12 protein-coding genes and 1 pseudogene are annotated in these 15478 nt (G+C 70.8%); 4 read left to right on the top strand and 9 right to left on the bottom strand.

Going from position 1 to position 15478, the window contains the following annotated elements:
* Nucleotides 1-49: 49 nt before the first annotated feature.
* Together ACTJI1_RS08865 and ACTJI1_RS08870 are read right to left on the bottom strand one after the other, a co-directional pair.
* Nucleotides 50-820, bottom strand: coding sequence for a DUF1684 domain-containing protein (locus ACTJI1_RS08865; RefSeq protein WP_440742340.1), 771 nt, complete (start codon nt 818-820; stop codon nt 50-52).
* 35 nt (nt 821-855) lie between these two features.
* Nucleotides 856-1299, bottom strand: coding sequence for a hypothetical protein (locus ACTJI1_RS08870; RefSeq protein ID WP_440742341.1), 444 nt, complete (start codon nt 1297-1299; stop codon nt 856-858).
* 225 nt (nt 1300-1524) lie between these two features.
* Between ACTJI1_RS08870 and ACTJI1_RS08875 the strand changes: the two genes are divergently transcribed.
* The gene (locus ACTJI1_RS08875; protein ID WP_018190103.1) at nt 1525-1773 is read left to right on the top strand and encodes a WhiB family transcriptional regulator; all 249 of its coding nucleotides are present in this window, start codon (nt 1525-1527) and stop codon (nt 1771-1773) included.
* A 113-nt stretch (nt 1774-1886) separates the two neighbouring features.
* Here ACTJI1_RS08875 and ACTJI1_RS08880 read toward each other — a convergent pair.
* Nucleotides 1887-3385 (bottom strand): annotated as a pseudogene (locus ACTJI1_RS08880) (sensor histidine kinase).
* A 157-nt stretch (nt 3386-3542) separates the two neighbouring features.
* Here ACTJI1_RS08880 and ACTJI1_RS08885 point away from each other — a divergent pair.
* Nucleotides 3543-4094 (top strand): Rv3235 family protein, encoded by a 552-nt coding sequence (locus ACTJI1_RS08885; RefSeq protein WP_440742342.1) that lies wholly within the window; start codon nt 3543-3545, stop codon nt 4092-4094.
* A 123-nt stretch (nt 4095-4217) separates the two neighbouring features.
* On the opposite strand, the gene secA is transcribed toward ACTJI1_RS08885, so the two are convergent.
* Nucleotides 4218-7025: a preprotein translocase subunit SecA gene (gene secA / locus ACTJI1_RS08890; protein ID WP_310134759.1), complete on the bottom strand. Its 2808-nt coding sequence runs from the start codon at nt 7023-7025 to the stop codon at nt 4218-4220.
* A 236-nt stretch (nt 7026-7261) separates the two neighbouring features.
* Between secA and bla the strand changes: the two genes are divergently transcribed.
* Nucleotides 7262-8191: a class A beta-lactamase gene (gene bla / locus ACTJI1_RS08895; protein WP_440742343.1), complete on the top strand. Its 930-nt coding sequence runs from the start codon at nt 7262-7264 to the stop codon at nt 8189-8191.
* A 112-nt stretch (nt 8192-8303) separates the two neighbouring features.
* Here bla and hpf read toward each other — a convergent pair whose 3' ends face one another.
* The 5 genes from hpf to mtrA all read right to left on the bottom strand — a co-directional run bounded on the left by hpf (nt 8304) and on the right by mtrA (nt 13948).
* On the bottom strand, nt 8304-9005 hold the full coding sequence (gene hpf / locus ACTJI1_RS08900) for a ribosome hibernation-promoting factor, HPF/YfiA family (RefSeq protein ID WP_440742344.1): 702 nt from the start codon (nt 9003-9005) through the stop codon (nt 8304-8306).
* A 40-nt stretch (nt 9006-9045) separates the two neighbouring features.
* Entirely contained in the window at nt 9046-9828 is a 783-nt protein-coding gene (locus tag ACTJI1_RS08905) for a ComF family protein (RefSeq protein ID WP_440742345.1), read from the bottom strand.
* A gap of 87 nt (nt 9829-9915) precedes the next feature.
* Nucleotides 9916-11622 (bottom strand): LpqB family beta-propeller domain-containing protein, encoded by a 1707-nt coding sequence (locus ACTJI1_RS08910; RefSeq protein ID WP_440742346.1) that lies wholly within the window; start codon nt 11620-11622, stop codon nt 9916-9918.
* Complete coding sequence (gene mtrB / locus ACTJI1_RS08915; protein WP_440742347.1) at nt 11619-13250, bottom strand: MtrAB system histidine kinase MtrB; 1632 nt, start codon at nt 13248-13250, stop codon at nt 11619-11621. Before mtrB ends, ACTJI1_RS08910 begins: the two co-directional genes overlap by 4 nt.
* Nucleotides 13251-13264: 14 nt before the next feature.
* Nucleotides 13265-13948 carry an MtrAB system response regulator MtrA gene (gene mtrA, locus ACTJI1_RS08920; RefSeq protein ID WP_310134744.1) on the bottom strand — a complete coding sequence of 228 codons (684 nt, stop codon included), beginning with the start codon at nt 13946-13948 and terminating at the stop codon, nt 13265-13267.
* A 184-nt stretch (nt 13949-14132) separates the two neighbouring features.
* On the opposite strand from mtrA, the gene ACTJI1_RS08925 reads away from it, so the two are divergent.
* Nucleotides 14133-15476 (top strand): hypothetical protein, encoded by a 1344-nt coding sequence (locus tag ACTJI1_RS08925; RefSeq protein ID WP_440742348.1) that lies wholly within the window; start codon nt 14133-14135, stop codon nt 15474-15476.
* Nucleotides 15477-15478: the final 2 nt, after the last annotated feature.

Raw genomic sequence — 15478 nt, forward strand, 5'->3', positions numbered from 1 at the left:
GGGGTGCTGTGGGGTGCTGTGGTGACGGGGGATGCGCTCTCGCGCGGGTTCAGTGGCCGGCGGCTGCGCGGTCTGCCGAGTCGCGGAAGACGACGCGCTTCTCGCCCGCAGTGACCGGTACGGGGAACCGGTTGTTGCGCGGCGGCAGCGGACAGTTGTACTGGTCCGAGAATCCGCAGGGCGGGACGAAGGCGCGGTTGAAGTCGAGGACGACGTGATCGTCGGCGTGCTCGACGAACAGGAACCGGCCGGAGGCGTACGTGCCGTCCTCGCCGTCGGCCCCGTTGCTCGGGTCGCCGAAGACCAGCAGCAGGGTGCCGTCGTCGTCGAAGGCGCTCAGCGTGTAGGAGACGCCGTCGCGCTCGAAGGTGATGTCGCCCGGGACGACGAGGTCGCGGGTGAGGCCGTTGTCACGGATGTGCTCGAACGGGATGGTGCGGTCGTCGGAGACCGGGGTGAACGTGGCCTCGATCACCCAGCTCTCGTCGAACGGGAAGACGTCGATCGTCTCGAAGTCGCGGATGGCGGGCGACGCGGCGTCCCAGAGGCGGATCCCGCGCTCGACCTCGCCGGTCTCCAGGCTCCGCCGGGAGAGCTCGGTCGCCGTGACCGATTCCGGACGGCCCGCGAGCGCGTCCTCGGGGGTCGTGGTGTCGCCAGCGGCGAGCCAGCGGGTCTCGATGAGCGCCAGGTTGCCCGTCGGCGCGGCCACGGACCGCAGGCGGTCGGCGCGCCAGGCGTCCCAGCGCTCGCGGGCGCGCTCGATGGTGGACGGGGAGGCTGAGAGCTGTGTGGAGAGATCAGTCACGATGTCGGACATAACCATCCGAGTCTCGCGCTTGTTCCCGTGTTCGCCTATTCGTGTTGCTCCGTGTTGCGTGCGGTCGCCCGCACGACGGACGGCGTCAGGGCGAGCACGCCGGCGACCACCGCGGGGACGAGGAGCGCCCAGCCGAGGTCAGGACGGGCGTAGAGGCCCTGGAAGCAGCCGACGGCGACCGCCAGCTGCAGGATCTGGATGGTGACGGTGGAGGCACGCGCCCAGCTCTGGCGCCGGAGCAGGCCGACGGTGGTCGCGACGGCCCAGGCGGCCGCCAGGAACGCGAGCACCGTGATCGCGACAGCGGTCGGGTAGGACGTGGGTCGCACGGTGAGCAGGTCCACGAGCAGCCAGACGGCCAGGACCAGGACCAGGACCGCCTCCAGCGCGACGATGACGGTGAGCAGGACCAGCAACCCCGGACGGGCGGGGCGTGCCGCCTGGGGCACGCCGGTGGGGGCGTTCTGAGGGTCGGGCACTATAGCATCCTGACGTTTCCGGCTCGTGTTCCCAGCGTTATCCCATACAAAACTATTGATTCGGGATAAGCGCTATGGGACCATATTCAACGGTCGAGTTAACGCTCACAGGGTCGTGGGCAGGTCTGATTCCCCACGGATCTAAGCACCCTGCAACCCGACTGCTTACCTGCATTCTATGGCCCCCTCGGCCTGGAACCCCCAGTAAACAAGGAGCACATCTACATGGATTGGCGCGACAAAGCCGCCTGCCTCACCGCGGACCCTGAGCTGTTCTTCCCGGTGGGCAACACCGGACCCGCGGTCGACCAGATCGACAAGGCCAAGGCGGTCTGCGCGCGCTGCACCGTGACGGAGATCTGCCTGCAGTACGCCCTCGAGACCGGCCAGGACTCGGGCGTCTGGGGCGGCCTCTCCGAAGACGAGCGTCGCGCGCTCAAGCGCCGCGCCGCTCGCGCCCGCCGCGCCTCCTGAGGCCGGCCCGCTCCATCCGCACCACCGGTCGCCCGGCTTCCGCCGCGCGTCCGAACCCGCCGAGGCGGCGCTCACACACCTAGCACCGAGCGCCTCCTCGGCTTTTTCGTTGCTCAGATCTTGGTGAGGTAGCGCAGCGGCACCTCGATGGTGACCTCGGTTCCCTGCCCCATCATGGTGTGCCAGTCGATCGCCCCGCCGAGCTCGCCCTGGATGAGTGTGCGCACGATCTGCGTACCCAGCCCGCTGCCGACCTTGCCCTCGGGGAGGCCGGACCCGTTGTCCACGACCTTGACGGTCAGGGACTCCTCCGACCGGTCCGCCACGATCTCGACCTGACCCTCGCGGCCGGCGAGCCCGTGCTCCACCGCGTTCGTGACGAGCTCCGTCAGCGCGAGCGCGAGCGGAGTCGCGTACTCGGAGGGCAGCGAGCCGAACCGGCCCGTCTTCTTCGGATGCACGGTGGTCGTGTGGCTCGCGGCGACCTCCGCGACGAGCAGCAGCACGCGGTCGAAGACGTCGTCGAAGTCGACGATCTGAGCGAGGCCCGTGGACAGCGTGTCATGGACCACCGCGATGGCCGCAACGCGCCGCATCGCCTGGCTCAGGGCCTCACGCGCCTCCTCCGAGTGCGTGCGCCGTGCCTGGATGCGCAGCAGCGAGGCGACCGTCTGGAGGTTGTTCTTGACGCGGTGGTGGATCTCGCGGATGGTCGCATCCTTCGTGATCAGCTCGCGTTCCTGGTGCCGCTGCTCGGAGACGTCGCGGCAGAGCACGATCGCGCCCACCCGCTCGCCGCGGTTGCGGATCGGAATGGCGCGGAGGGACACGGTGACGCCGCGCGCCTCGATGTCGGTGCGCCAGGGAGCACGGCCGGTGACGACCAGCGGCAGCGACTCGTCCACCGTGATCGTCCCGGCGAGGAGGCCGGTGGTCACGGTGGCGAGGGACTCCCCCTCGAGCTCGCCCGTGAAGCCCATCCGGTTGAAGGCGCTCAGCGCGTTCGGGCTGGCGAAGGTCGTGGTGCCGTCCACATCCAGCCGGATCAGTCCGTCGGCCGCGCGCGGGGCACCCCGGCGCGGCGCCNCGCCGCGGGGGCGCCCAGGTCCGGGAAGTCGCCGGTGGCGATCATGGCGAAGAGGTCGTTGGCGCACTCGTTGAACGTCAGCTCCTGACGGCTCGGCGTGCGCGCCTCGCTGAGGTTGGTGTGGCGCGTGATCACCGCGACCGGCTCGTCCGCGGTGTCGGGCGAGTGGATGGACAGCCGGCGGATGACCGGGACGGCACGGACCCGCGTGGGCGTCTCCTCGTACCAGTCGGGCGCGGACGTGTCGATGATCTGCTTCGAGCTGAAGGCGTCGATCACCTGCTGACGCCACTCGGGCTTGATCCGCTGACCGACGAAGTCGCGGTAGAACAGCGTCGCCGCCGAGGACGGCCGGGCGTGCGCGACCGCGACGAAGTCGTCGTCCGTCGTCGGCACCCAGAGCACGATGTCCGCGAAGGCGAGATCGGCCAGCAGCTGCCAGTCGCCGACGAGCCCGTGCAGCCATTCCACGTCTTCTTCCGAGGAGCGGCCGTGGGCATGGACGAGATCACTGAGCGTCGACACCACCCCATCCTAAACGGCGCGGTTCGAGCGGGCGTCGAGTTATCCACAGGGCACCAATGCCCTGGCCCGACTCGATACCCCCTGCTTGAGTAAGGCATCGTAAATATCACGGGTCCATCTCATCACGGACCACCGACACACCTCACCAGGAGAACCATTGCACCACCCGGCACTCGCCCCCGCACCCGTCCGCCCGCTCGTTCCGGCGACCCGGCCGACGACGCGGTTGCGCCCCTCCCCCGTCCGCGACCTCCGCGAGGTGCGGGAGCTCCGCGAGGCACGCGAGCTCCGCGGCCCTACTGCGCCGCGCACGGCCCGCACAGCCGATGCGCCCGCACTCGATGCGCTCGCCCCGATCGCGGACGCCGCCAACCCGGAGCCCGCGACGCTGTGCGCGAATCTGGCGCGCTGCGCGGTCGAGATCCTCGCCGGCGCCCGGCCGCTCGACCAGATCGGCCGGTGGGTCAGCGACGCCGTCTACGTCCACCTGCTGCGGCGGACGATGATCGCGGCCCGCGCTCGCGCCGTCGCGCCGGAGGGCGCGCTCCGGCCGCGCATGCGGATCGGCGAGCCGCGGCTCGCACGCCCATCGGAGGGGGTGGTGGAGGCGGTCGTGCTGGTGCACCAGCCGGGTCGCTCACGCGCCGTCGCCATCCGGCTGGAGCGCCATCGGGAACGGTGGCGGGCGAGCGCGATCAACGTGCTCTGAGGCTTCTCAGGCACCTGCTCTGACCGCATTGCGACCGTGAGCAGACGACGGAACGGCGGCCCCGAGGGGCCGCCGTTCGTCATCTCGTGCGCGCGTCCGGTGCTTGTGCCGGGACTCTGCGGATCAGCGCTTCTTGGCCTGCGCCCGGCGCTCGGCCCGGTTGACCGGCGCCTGGTCGTCGCCCTCCTGGACGCGCTGGCCGAAGGCGCCGCGCTGCGTTGCACCCTGCGCGGGCGGGGCCGCGGGGGCCGCATCCTGCTGCTGGGCGCGCTGCGCGCGGGCCGTGGCGGCCTTCTCGAGCTGCCCGCGCTGGTCGCGGACCTCGACGCCGCCCTGCTCGGCCGGAGCCGAGTAGCTGAGCTTCGTGTCGCCCTCGCCGCGGGCCAGGCCCTTCGCCGCGACGGCGGGCGACTCGACCTCTCCGGGCGCCTGGTTGACCTCGACCTCCAGGTTGAACAGGAAGCCGATGGTCTCCTCGCGGATCGCGCCCATCATCTGCTGGAACATGGCGAAGCCCTCGCGCTGGTACTCGACCAGCGGGTCGCGCTGGGCCATCGCGCGGAGGCCGATGCCGTCCTTCAGATAGTCCATCTCGTAGAGGTGGTCGCGCCAGCGGCGGTCGATCACCGAGAGCACGACACGGCGCTCGAGCTCGCGCATCGCCGGCGCTCCGAGCGACTCCTCGCGGCGCTGGTAGGCGATGCGGGCGTCGGAGAGGATCTCGCGGCGCATGAAGTCGCGGTTGATCCGGCCCTTGTTGCCCGCCTCCGAGATCACCTCGTCGATGCTCACGCCGACCGGGTACAGGGTCTTCAGCTCGGCCCAGAGGGCGTCGAAGTCCCAGTCGTCGCCGCTGCCCTCGCCCGTGTGCTGGTCGAGGATGTCGTCGATCACGTCCGTCAGGAACTGCTGCACGCGCTCGTGCAGGTCGTCGCCCTCGAGGATGTGACGGCGGTCGCTGTAGATCGCCTCGCGCTGCCGGTTCAGGACGTCGTCGTACTTGAGGACGTTCTTGCGGATCTCGGCGTTGCGGGCCTCGACCTGCGACTGAGCGCTGCGGATCGCCCGGCTGACGACCTTGGACTCGATCGCCATGTCGTCCGGGACGCTGCTGCGGCCCATCAGGCTCTCGGCGGCTCCGGAGTTGAACAGCCGCATGAGGTCGTCGGTCAGCGAGAGGTAGAACCGGCTCTCGCCGGGGTCGCCCTGGCGGCCGGACCGTCCGCGCAGCTGGTTGTCGATGCGGCGGGACTCGTGGCGCTCCGTGCCGAGCACGTACAGGCCGCCGGCCGCGATGACCTTCTCGGCCTCTTCCGCGACCTGCGCCTTGACGTTGCCGAAGACCTCTTCCCAGGCCTCCTCGTACTCGTCGGGCGTCTCGACCGGCGACAGCCCGCGGGCGTTCATCTCGGCGACCGCGATGAACTCGGAGTTGCCGCCGAGCATGATGTCGGTTCCACGGCCGGCCATGTTGGTGGCGACGGTCACAGCGCCGAGGCGTCCGGCCTGGGCGACGATCGCGGCCTCGCGCGCGTGGTTCTTCGCGTTCAGCACCTCGTGGCGCACGCCCTTCTTGGCGAGCAGGCGCGAGAGGTACTCGCTCTTCTCGACCGAGGTGGTGCCGACGAGGACGGGCTGGCCCTTCTCGTGCCGCTTGACGATGTCCTCCACGACCTGGTCGAACTTCGCCTTCTCGTTCTTGTAGACGAGGTCGGGCTGGTCGATGCGCTGCATCGGCTTGTTCGTGGGGATGGGGACGACGCCGAGCTTGTAGGTGCTCATGAACTCGGCGGCCTCGGTCTCGGCGGTACCGGTCATGCCGGAGAGCTTCTTGTAGAGGCGGAAGTAGTTCTGCAGGGTCACAGTGGCGAGGGTCTGGTTCTCGGCCTTGACCTCGACACCCTCCTTCGCCTCGATCGCCTGGTGGATGCCCTCGTTGTAGCGGCGGCCGACCAGGATGCGGCCGGTGTGCTCGTCGACGATCAGCACCTCGCCGTTCATGACGACGTAGTCCTTGTCGCGCTTGAACAGGGCGTTGGCCTTGATCGCGTTGTTGAGGAACGAGATGAGCGGGGTGTTCGCCGACTCGTACAGGTTGTCGATGCCGAGGTAGTCCTCGACCTTCTCGATGCCGGGCTCGAGGACGCCGACCGTGCGCTTCTTCTCGTCGACCTCGTAGTCGACGTCGGGCGTGAGCCGCTTCGCGAGGTTCGCGAACTCGTTGAACCAGCGGTTCGCCTCGCCGGACGACGGGCCCGAGATGATGAGCGGCGTGCGCGCCTCGTCGATGAGGATCGAGTCGACCTCGTCGACGATGGCGAAGAAGTGGCCGCGCTGGACCATGTCGCTCGCCTGCCACGCCATGTTGTCGCGCAGGTAGTCGAAGCCGAACTCGTTGTTCGTGCCGTAGGTGATGTCGGCCGCGTACTGCTCGCGGCGCTCCTCGGGCGTCTGGCCGGCGAGGATCACGCCGGTCGTCATCCCGAGCGCGCGGTACACGCGGCCCATCAGCTCGGACTGGTAGCTGGCCAGGTAGTCGTTGACCGTGATGACGTGCACGCCGCGGCTGGCGATCGCGTTGAGGTAGGCGGCGGTCGTCGCGACGAGGGTCTTGCCCTCACCGGTCTTCATCTCGGCGATGTTGCCGAGGTGGAGGGCCGCGCCTCCCATGATCTGCACGTCGAAGTGACGCATGCCCAGCGTGCGCTTCGACGCCTCGCGGACCGCGGCGAACGCCTCGGGCAGCAGGTCGTCGAGCGACTCGCCGTTGCCGTACCGCTCGCGCAGCTCGACGGTCTCGTGCGCGAGTTCCTCATCGGTGAGTTCGCTGAAGTCGTCTTCGAGGGCGTTGACCGCCCGCGCGTACGCCTCCAGCCGACGGAGGGTCCGGCCCTCGCCAACACGGAGGACCTTTTCAAGAACTGAGGCCACTGATGCACTCCACTTACGCTCGGTTCGGGCCGATGGCCCGGCGCCCCGACGGACGCGCGCGGACGGCAGACTCCGCCGACGCTAGACACATGCTACTTGTTCAGCCCTGACGTTCGGCCTGCCGAGCCTGAAAGGACTCTGGGCGAAAGCGGTCAGTCCCGGAAGGCGGGCGGATGCGGGCGGCGACAATGGCTCTGCGCCCCGTGGGGACCGCCTCCCTCCGAAAGGACCTCGTCATGCTCCGTGGCCGGATCCGCTCCGTCGCCGTCCTCAGCATCGCGGCCGCCGCCGTGCTCACCGGCTGCTCGGCGCAGGATGCGGCACCGGCGTCGCCGTCGGCCGCGCCCCACCCGGCGCGGACGACCGAAGAGCTGCGCTCACGGGCGGCCCAACGGGCGCTGGCCGACCTCGAGTCGCAGTACCGGGCGACGCTCGGCGCCTACGCACTGGACACCGGGACCGGACGTTCCATCAGGTACCGGGCCGATGAGCGCTTCGCCTACGCGTCCACGTCCAAAGCGCTGCTCGCCGGCGCTGTGCTCGCACGGACCAGCGATGAGCAGCTGGATGCGACGGTGCGCTTCTCGAGCGACGATCTCGTCCCGCACTCCCCGGTGACGGAGACGGCGGTGGCGAGCGGGATGGCCGTGCGGGCGGTCGTCGAGGCCGCGCTCCGGCAGAGCGACAACACCGCCGCCAACCTGCTGTTCCGGCAGCTGGGCGGACCCGCCGAGCTCGAGAAGGCGCTGCGGGAGCTGGGCGATGAGACGACCGCGGTCGACCGCACCGAGCCCGACCTCAACGAGGCGGCGCCGGGCGACGTGCGGGACACCAGCACGCCGCGCGCCCTGGCGGCGGACCTGCGGGCGTACGCCCTGGGAGACGCGCTGCCTCCGGGGAAGCGGGAGCTCCTGGTCGACGACCTGACCGGGAACGCGACCGGCGATCCGCTCATCCGTGCCGGAGCGCCGACCGGATGGACCGTCTCCGACAAGTCGGGCGCCGCCTCCTTCGGGACGCGCAACGACGTCGCCGTACTCACCGCACCGGGCCGCTCCCCAGTGGTGATGGTGGTGCTCTCCCGGAAGGCGTCGAAGGACGCCGCCTATGACGACGCCCTCATCGCCGACGCCGCGAGAGTGCTCTCGGCAGCGCTCGGACTCTGAGGGCGCGCGGACTCTGAGGGCGCGCCTCCCCGGACGGCCCGATGGCGACCGCCGCCCGGGCGGTCGCCATCGGCGTCCGTGCGCCGGCCGCGTGGCGGCCGGGTGGGACCGGTCAGCCGAGCTTGCGCGCGGCGGTCGCCACCTCCTGCAGCTCGTCGGCGGAGTCGTCGAGGGAGATCACGCCGTAGTCCCAGCCTTTGCGGCGGTACACGACGCTGGGACGCTGGGTCTCCTGGTCGACGAACAGGTAGAAGTCGTGACCGACGAGCTCCATGTAGTAGAGCGCGTCATCCACGGTCATCGGAATTGAGGCGAAGACCTTCTTCCGGATCACGACGGGGCTGTACGCCTCCTCCGCCTCCGGAGTCTCCTCCGTCTCATCGGACACCACCGGCGTCGAGCCGGTGCGGACCTGGTCGAGCACGGCGACCGGGGCGGCCGAGAGGCCGACCGCGCTGAAGCCGTCGGTACTCGCCTCGCGCAACGAGGTCGGTCTGTGCTGGCCGCGATGCACCTTGCGGCGGTCCTTCGCCCTGCGCACCCGCTCCAGGAGCTTGCCGAGGGCGATATCGAAGGCGGCGTACTTGTCCTGCCCCGTCGCCTCGGATCTCACCGTGGCCTTCGGCCCCACGAGGGTCAGCTCGACACGGTCGTCGCCGTTCGAGCTTCCCAGCTTCTCGTTGTGGCGGCTGACCTTAATCTCGAACGAGATGGCCCGTTCGGCCAGGTGTGCGACCTTCTCCGATTTCTCGGTGGCGTACTCCCGGAAGCGATCAGTGATGCCCAGGTTGCGTCCGATGATGTTGATGTCCATGGAGACCTCCCTGATCCGGCGCGATGACCGCCCGGCGGAGTCAGGGCGGATCGCTCGCACCTTTTGGACCACCGTAGTGCGCATCCCCCCGATGCGAAACCGGAAAACATGCGGCATTCCCGGTGCGTCCGCTGAGTGCTCCCTGAGCCTGTCCCGGATTGCGGAGCGGCGTGCGGGCGATCGCCACAGCGGCCGACACACGACCGCCCGCGGCGCGGATCGCGCGGGCGGCCTCGGCGATGGTCGCGCCGGAGGTGACGATGTCGTCCACGATCAGGCAGTCCCGGCCCGAGAGCCGCGGCGACGCGACGAAGCTGCCCGCGCGGTTCGCCGCGCGCTCCCCCGCCGTGAGCTCGGCCTGGTCGGCCGTCTGCCGGGAAAGCCGCAGGGCTCCCCACAGCGGAGGGACGAGGACGTGCGCCCGGGCGAGCACGGCACGGGTCGGGTGATACCCGCGTCGTCGCCAGGCCGCACGTGTCGAGGGGATGAGGACGGGGAGCAGCGCGGCGTCGCCATTGCCCGGCTCGGCGTCGCGCTGAGCGGCGGCGATCGCGCAGCGCAGCGCCCCCGCCAGTGCGCGGGCGGCGTCCGTCCGGCCGCCGTCCTTGTAGGCGAGGAGGATGCGGCGCGCGACGCCGTCGTAGCGCAGGGCCGACCAGACGCGGATGCCGTCCACGAGCTGGACGTGCGCCGCCGGGCGAAGCGCCTCCTCGCACTCGTCGCAGAGCGTGCGGTCGGGTCTGCCGCACCCCGCGCAGCGCACCGGCAGCAGGATCGCTGCGGCGTCGAGGAGGGACTCACGGACCAGGGTGTGTGCTGTCATGCTTCGAGCTTCGCGGCGCAGGCCCGCCGCCGGGGCGCGTCGAGCGGATCTGTGCAGAACTGCTCGCGGCCGCGGGGTGTGGAGGGCTCAGGGCTGCCCCTGTTGCACCGCCAGTGCGCCGACCTTGTCGAGCTGCGCCTGCCATCCGTTCCCGGTCGGCGCCAGCAGGGTGCCGTCGGCGCTCAGCACGACGTAGGGCGCGAGGCCGGCGGCGCCGACGATGGTGCGCCCGCTCGCGGGACCGGAGGTCGTCGTCTGCTCGCCGCCGACCGTCTGCTGCGCGATACTCGTCGCCTGCCCCGTCGTGGTGCTGAGGACGGCGATCGTCAGATCGCTCGTCCACGCCGCGGACTGCACGCCGTCCACGAACGCCGCCAGCTCCACCGGCACGGTCAGCGAGGCCGGCGACCCGCCGTTCCCCCGGAGGATGCCGGCCGCCATCAGCGAGTACCCGGTGGGCGTGCGGACCAGTGCGGCGATCCGCGTCCCGTCGCGGGAGACCGCGAGCGACAGGATGGACGAGGCATTGGGCCAGCTCGCGGCCACGGCGTGGGCGTCCCCGCCGTTGGGGGCCGCCGCCTGGATGGCGTTGGGCGACGACCCGGGAACGGACCAGACCCAGCCGTCCGTGTCGAGCGACGGGCCGATCAGGCCGGGCCGCGCATCCACCCGGACCGGGTCGCCGGTCTTGCGCACCGAGAACACGCCGGTCGCCGAGAGCACCGCCGCCTGGTCGTGTGACGCGCTGAGGGTGACCGCGGTGGGACGAAGGGCCGCGACCTTCTCGCTCAGGCCGCTGAGGCCCGTCACCGTGTCGCCGTTGAGCGGACCGAACGCGTCGCCGTGCACCACGTAGGCGTGCGCGTCGACCGAGGGGTTCCGGACCGGCGCGGCCGCCGCGCTCAGCGAGGGGACCTGCTGCACGTTGCCCTCGATCGAGAGCTGGACGCTCTGCGCGAGGGTGCCGAGCGACTGCTCGAGCTGGTACTGCATCCGCTGCAGCTGGGCCGGGTCCGCCTGTCCCGCCTCGGAGCTGAGGTCGACCCGCGCCACACCGCCGACCGTGGTCACCGACGGCACCGCGAGCTGCGTCCCCTTGGGGAACGAGGTCGAGACCGCGCCGCTCAGCCAGGGTGCGGGCCCGGCGAGCAGCGAGCTGGCGACACGCGTCGCCGCGGAGGCCACGCGCGCCGGGAACCAGCGCGCATCCGGCACGAGATAGGTGTAACCCGAACTGTAGAAGTAGAGCGTCTGCTGCGCGTACACGGCACGGAAGGTCGGCTCGTCGATCACCACGCCGTCCGGGGCGACGGAGATGCGCCACTCCCCGTTCTCCTTGAGCAGCTGATAGTTGAGGCCGACGGGCGCGCTGCTGGCGACCGGGTGGTAGGTGCCGATGGCGTCCACGTTGGCGACCGGCGTGACCTCCACCCGCCACAGCGACCCCTGATCCTCGTAGCTGCGGTTCCGGCCGTCGTCGACGGTGACGGACTCGTCCGGATTCCAGCTGGCCGCCATCGAGTGGGTGAGGTACTCCCGCGCGATCTGGAAGTTGTTCTTCGGGCTGGAGGCGGCGTCGATGAAGCCCTGCACGATCCGCTGCGGGCTCGCCCCCGTCTCCGGTGGCGACGGGTTGAAGTCGAGGTCGAGCGGGTCGTTGACCTGGGCGACCGGGCCGCCCTGCCGCACGGGCCCGGAGTCCGGGATGCTCGCGCACGCGGCGAGCGCGACCAGCACCAGCGCCCCGAGCGCTGCGACGAGCGAGCGGCCGCCGCGCATCCCTCTCCTGCTCATGCGTGCGCCTCGCTTCCGGTCCCGGCCGCCTGCGGCATCGTCGCGCCGGCGTCGATCGGCGGCAGGGGAAGCGGGGAGCCGGTGATCTCCCGTCCCGGGACCCGCGGAAGGGTCAGGCGGAAGCAGGACCCGGCGCCGGGCGCCGACCACACCTGCAGCCAGCCGGAGTGCAGGGTTGCATCCTCGAGCGAGATGGCGAGACCGAGGCCCGTGCCGCCGAGGGTGCGCTTGCGGGACGGGTCCGCGCGCCAGAAGCGGTCGAAGACGTGCGCCATGTCCTCCGCGCTCATGCCGATCCCGTAGTCGCGCACGGTCAGCGCCACAGCGCTCTCGTTGCTGTCGACCGTCACGACGACCGGACGTCCCTCACCGTGCTCGATCGCGTTCCCGATCAGGTTGCGGACGACCCGGCGGATGCGCCTCGGGTCCATGGGCACGTCGAAGTAGCCGCCGGGCGCATCCAGAGTCAGCTCGGAGCCGTTCTGCTCCGAGAGGGTGCGCAGCTCGTCGACGCAGTCCTCGGCCAGGCGCACGAGGTTCGTGGGCTCGGCGTCGAGCACGACGGACCCGGCGTCGTACCGGCTGATCTCGAGGAGGTCGGAGAGGAGGCGGTCGAACCGCTCGATCTGGGTGTGGAGCAGCTCCGCGGTGCGCGCCGTCGCGGGGGCGAAGCCCTCCCGCTGGTCGTAGATGACGTCGCCGGCGAGCCGGATCGTGGTGAGCGGAGTGCGGAGCTCGTGCGACACATCCGACACGAACCGCTGCTGCAACTGCGACAGCGTGCCGAGCTGGTTGATCTGGCTCTGCAGGCTGTCGGCCATCCCGTTGAACGAGCGCGCCAGCGTCGCGAACACGTCCTCGCCGCGTTCCGGGATGCGCACCGCGAGATCGCCGGCGGCCAGCCGCTCGCTGGTGCGCGCGGCGACCCGGATGGGCTCGACCACGAACCGCACGATGACCCAGGTGATGGCCCCGATCAGCAGGATGAGCGCGAGCCCGGCGAGCAGGAGCGTGTTCTGAACGAAGAGCAGCGTGTTCTCGGAGTCGCGCAGGTTGTAGCCGATGTAGAGCTCGTACTTCCCGTACGACGGGAGGGTCAGCTGCGAGCCGACCACGATCCCCGGATCGGTGTCGCCGGTCCCGGCCGGGAGGGCGACCGACTGGTAGTACTGCTTGGTCCCCCCGTTCTGCACCTTCGCGCGGAGCTCCGGCGAGATCACCGAGTTCATGGCCGGGCTCCCCCGGTCGGGCGGAGCGAGCACGCCGGTGTCCTGCCCGGGCACCCGGTAGGCGGCCACCAGCCGGCTCGACGTCGACGCCTGCACGCTCTGCAGCACGGTGTTGAGCAGGTTCTTGCCGCCGTCGCCGGAGGACACGTCGGACGCGTTCAGGGTCGACTGCGCCGTGGTCGTCGCACGGCTGGAGTCGCGGAGCGCCTGGTCGAGCCGCGACTGGTAGAGGTCGTTGCTGATGCTGAGGGCCATGTAGATGCCCGTGACGAGGATGGCCGCGCCGGTGAGCAGCAGCGTGATCGTCACGGTGCGCAGCTGCAGGGAACCGCGCCACAGGCGCACGAGACGGGACGGCGCCTGCCGCCACACGTCTCGCGTGGGCCACCGGAAGCGCATCCGACCCTCCGCAGCTAGGCGGCCGCGCCGGCGCGGTAGCCGACCCCGCGCACGGTCATGACGATCTTCGGGTTGTCCGGGTCCTGCTCCACCTTGGCGCGCAGCCGCTGGACGTGGACGTTCACCAGCCGGGTGTCCGCCTTGTAGTGGTAGCCCCAGACCTGCTCGAGCAGCATCTCGCGGGTGAACACCTGCTGCGGCTTGGATGCGAGGGCGAGCAGGAGGTCGAACTCCAGCGGGGTGAGCGCGATCCGCTCGTCGCCGCGGCGCACTTCGTGACCCGAGACGTCGACGACCAGGTCGCCGACGGTCAGCTCGTCCGCGGGCGGTGCGGCGGGCGCGGGGCGCAGCCGGGTGCGGATGCGGGCGACGAGCTCCTTGGGGTTGAACGGCTTGACCATGTAGTCGTCGGCGCCCGACTCGAGACCCTTCACCACGTCCGCCGTGTCGGACTTGGCGGTGAGCATGATGATCGGGGTGCCCGACTCGGCGCGGATGCGGCCGCACACCTCGATTCCGTCGAGGCCGGGGAGCATGAGGTCGAGCAGCACGAGGTCCGGCTTCGCGGTGCGGAACGTGTCGAGGGCCAGCGCGCCGTCTTCGCAGAAGACGGGGTCGAAACCCTCCGTGCGCAGCACGATGCCGATCATCTCCGCAAGCGCGGTGTCGTCGTCGACAACCAGGATGCGACTAGTCATGTCGGATGTTCCCCGAACCCTCCTCGAGCGGCCACGGCCGCGGACAACATGACCAGCGTAATGGAGCAGGCTGCTACCGGCTTGTATGAAAGCATCACGTGCCCTGTGGACGGGACATCGCGCGGCGGGCCGATGTGCCAGCATGGGACCACAGCTTCGACGCGGGGGAACGGAAGGGCACGGCGTGACCGACGAACAGGACTGGCAGGCGCCGGGGTCGCAGGGCGGCGGGACGCCGGGGGCGGACGGCGCGCAGGGCGCACAGCCCCCGCAGTACGGTCAGCAGCCGCCCCAGTACGGTCAGCAGCCGCCCCGGTACGGTCAGCAGCCTCCGCAGTACGGGCAGCAGGCTCCCCAGTACGGGCAGCAGCCCCCGCAGTACGGCTGGCAGCAGCCGCCGTACGGCCAGCAGTACGCACCGGCAGGGGGCCAGCCCGGCTGGACGCCTCCGCCCAAGCCCGGTCTCATCCCGCTGCGTCCGCTGACGCTCGGACCGCTGCTGGCCGCCCCGTTCCAGGCGTTGCGGCGCAACCCGCGCATCACGGTCGGCGCCGCGCTGATCCTCCAGGGCATCCCCGCCATCCTGGTCAGCGTCCTCATCGCCGGCGGCATCGCGCTGCTCGTCAGCCGCGCCCTCTCCGCCGACGCGCAGGACAAGCCGGCGCTCCAGGCCGGCCTGATCGGCGGGACCATCGTGCTGGGCGTGCTGTCGCTGGTCATCACCACCGTCTTCGGCGCACTCCTCCAGGGCGTGATCGTGGCCGAGGTCGCCCGCGAGACGCTCGGCGAGAAGCTCACGTTCGGAGCCCTCTGGCGTCTGGTGCGCGGCCGGTTCGGCGCCCTCATCGGCTTCACGCTGCTGTTCGCGCTCGCCTGGATCGTGGTGATCGCCCTCGTCATCGCGATCGTGGTCGCGCTGGCGAGCATCGGCGGCGTGGCCGGGACGATCGGCGCCGTCGCGGTCGGTCTCATCGGCGGGCTCGGCCTCATCCCGCTGGCCGTCTGGATCAACACGAAGCTCGCCATGGTGCCGAGCGCGATCGTGCTGGAGCGGCTGCCGATGCGTTCCGCGGTCGCCCGCTCGTGGGGGCTGACGAACGGCTACTTCTGGCGCACGTTCGGCATCATCGCGCTGGTCTGGCTGATCGTCTACGCCATCACGCAGACGATCAGCATCCCGTTCGGCCTGCTCGGCGGCCTGATCGGCGGCGTCTTCGCCCCCACCGCCGCCTCGGCGGGCGACTCGGCGAGCTCGATGACCCAACTGATCGTCACGCAGCTCGGCGTCAACGTCCTCGCGAGCATCGTGACCGCCGTCGTCGGCGCGATCGGCAGCGTCATCCAGACCGCGGCGGTCTCGCTCTTGTACCTCGATCTCCGCATGCGGAAGGAAGGGCTCGATCTCGAGCTCGTCCGCTTCGTGGAGGGCCGGCAGACCGGCCAGGACCTCCCCGATCCGTATCTTCCGCCGGCGGAGCGGGCCCAGCCGCCGCAGCCGCCGGCCGCGGCCGGGTGGCCTGCCGGCTGACC

This window comes from Leifsonia sp. 22587, assembly GCF_052044215.1.
Lineage (GTDB): Bacteria > Actinomycetota > Actinomycetes > Actinomycetales > Microbacteriaceae > Leifsonia > Leifsonia shinshuensis_C.

Coding starts and splice junctions, on each gene's coding strand:
- ACTJI1_RS08910 (WP_440742346.1), bottom strand. CDS start 11,622: ATGAGCAGGAGAGGGATGCGCGGCGGCCGCTCGCTCGTCGCAGCGCTC.
- ACTJI1_RS08875 (WP_018190103.1), top strand. CDS start 1,525: ATGGATTGGCGCGACAAAGCCGCCTGCCTCACCGCGGACCCTGAGCTG.
- hpf (WP_440742344.1), bottom strand. CDS start 9,005: ATGGACATCAACATCATCGGACGCAACCTGGGCATCACTGATCGCTTC.
- mtrA (WP_310134744.1), bottom strand. CDS start 13,948: ATGACTAGTCGCATCCTGGTTGTCGACGACGACACCGCGCTTGCGGAG.
- ACTJI1_RS08905 (WP_440742345.1), bottom strand. CDS start 9,828: ATGACAGCACACACCCTGGTCCGTGAGTCCCTCCTCGACGCCGCAGCG.
- bla (WP_440742343.1), top strand. CDS start 7,262: ATGCTCCGTGGCCGGATCCGCTCCGTCGCCGTCCTCAGCATCGCGGCC.
- mtrB (WP_440742347.1), bottom strand. CDS start 13,250: ATGCGCTTCCGGTGGCCCACGCGAGACGTGTGGCGGCAGGCGCCGTCC.
- ACTJI1_RS08865 (WP_440742340.1), bottom strand. CDS start 820: ATGTCCGACATCGTGACTGATCTCTCCACACAGCTCTCAGCCTCCCCG.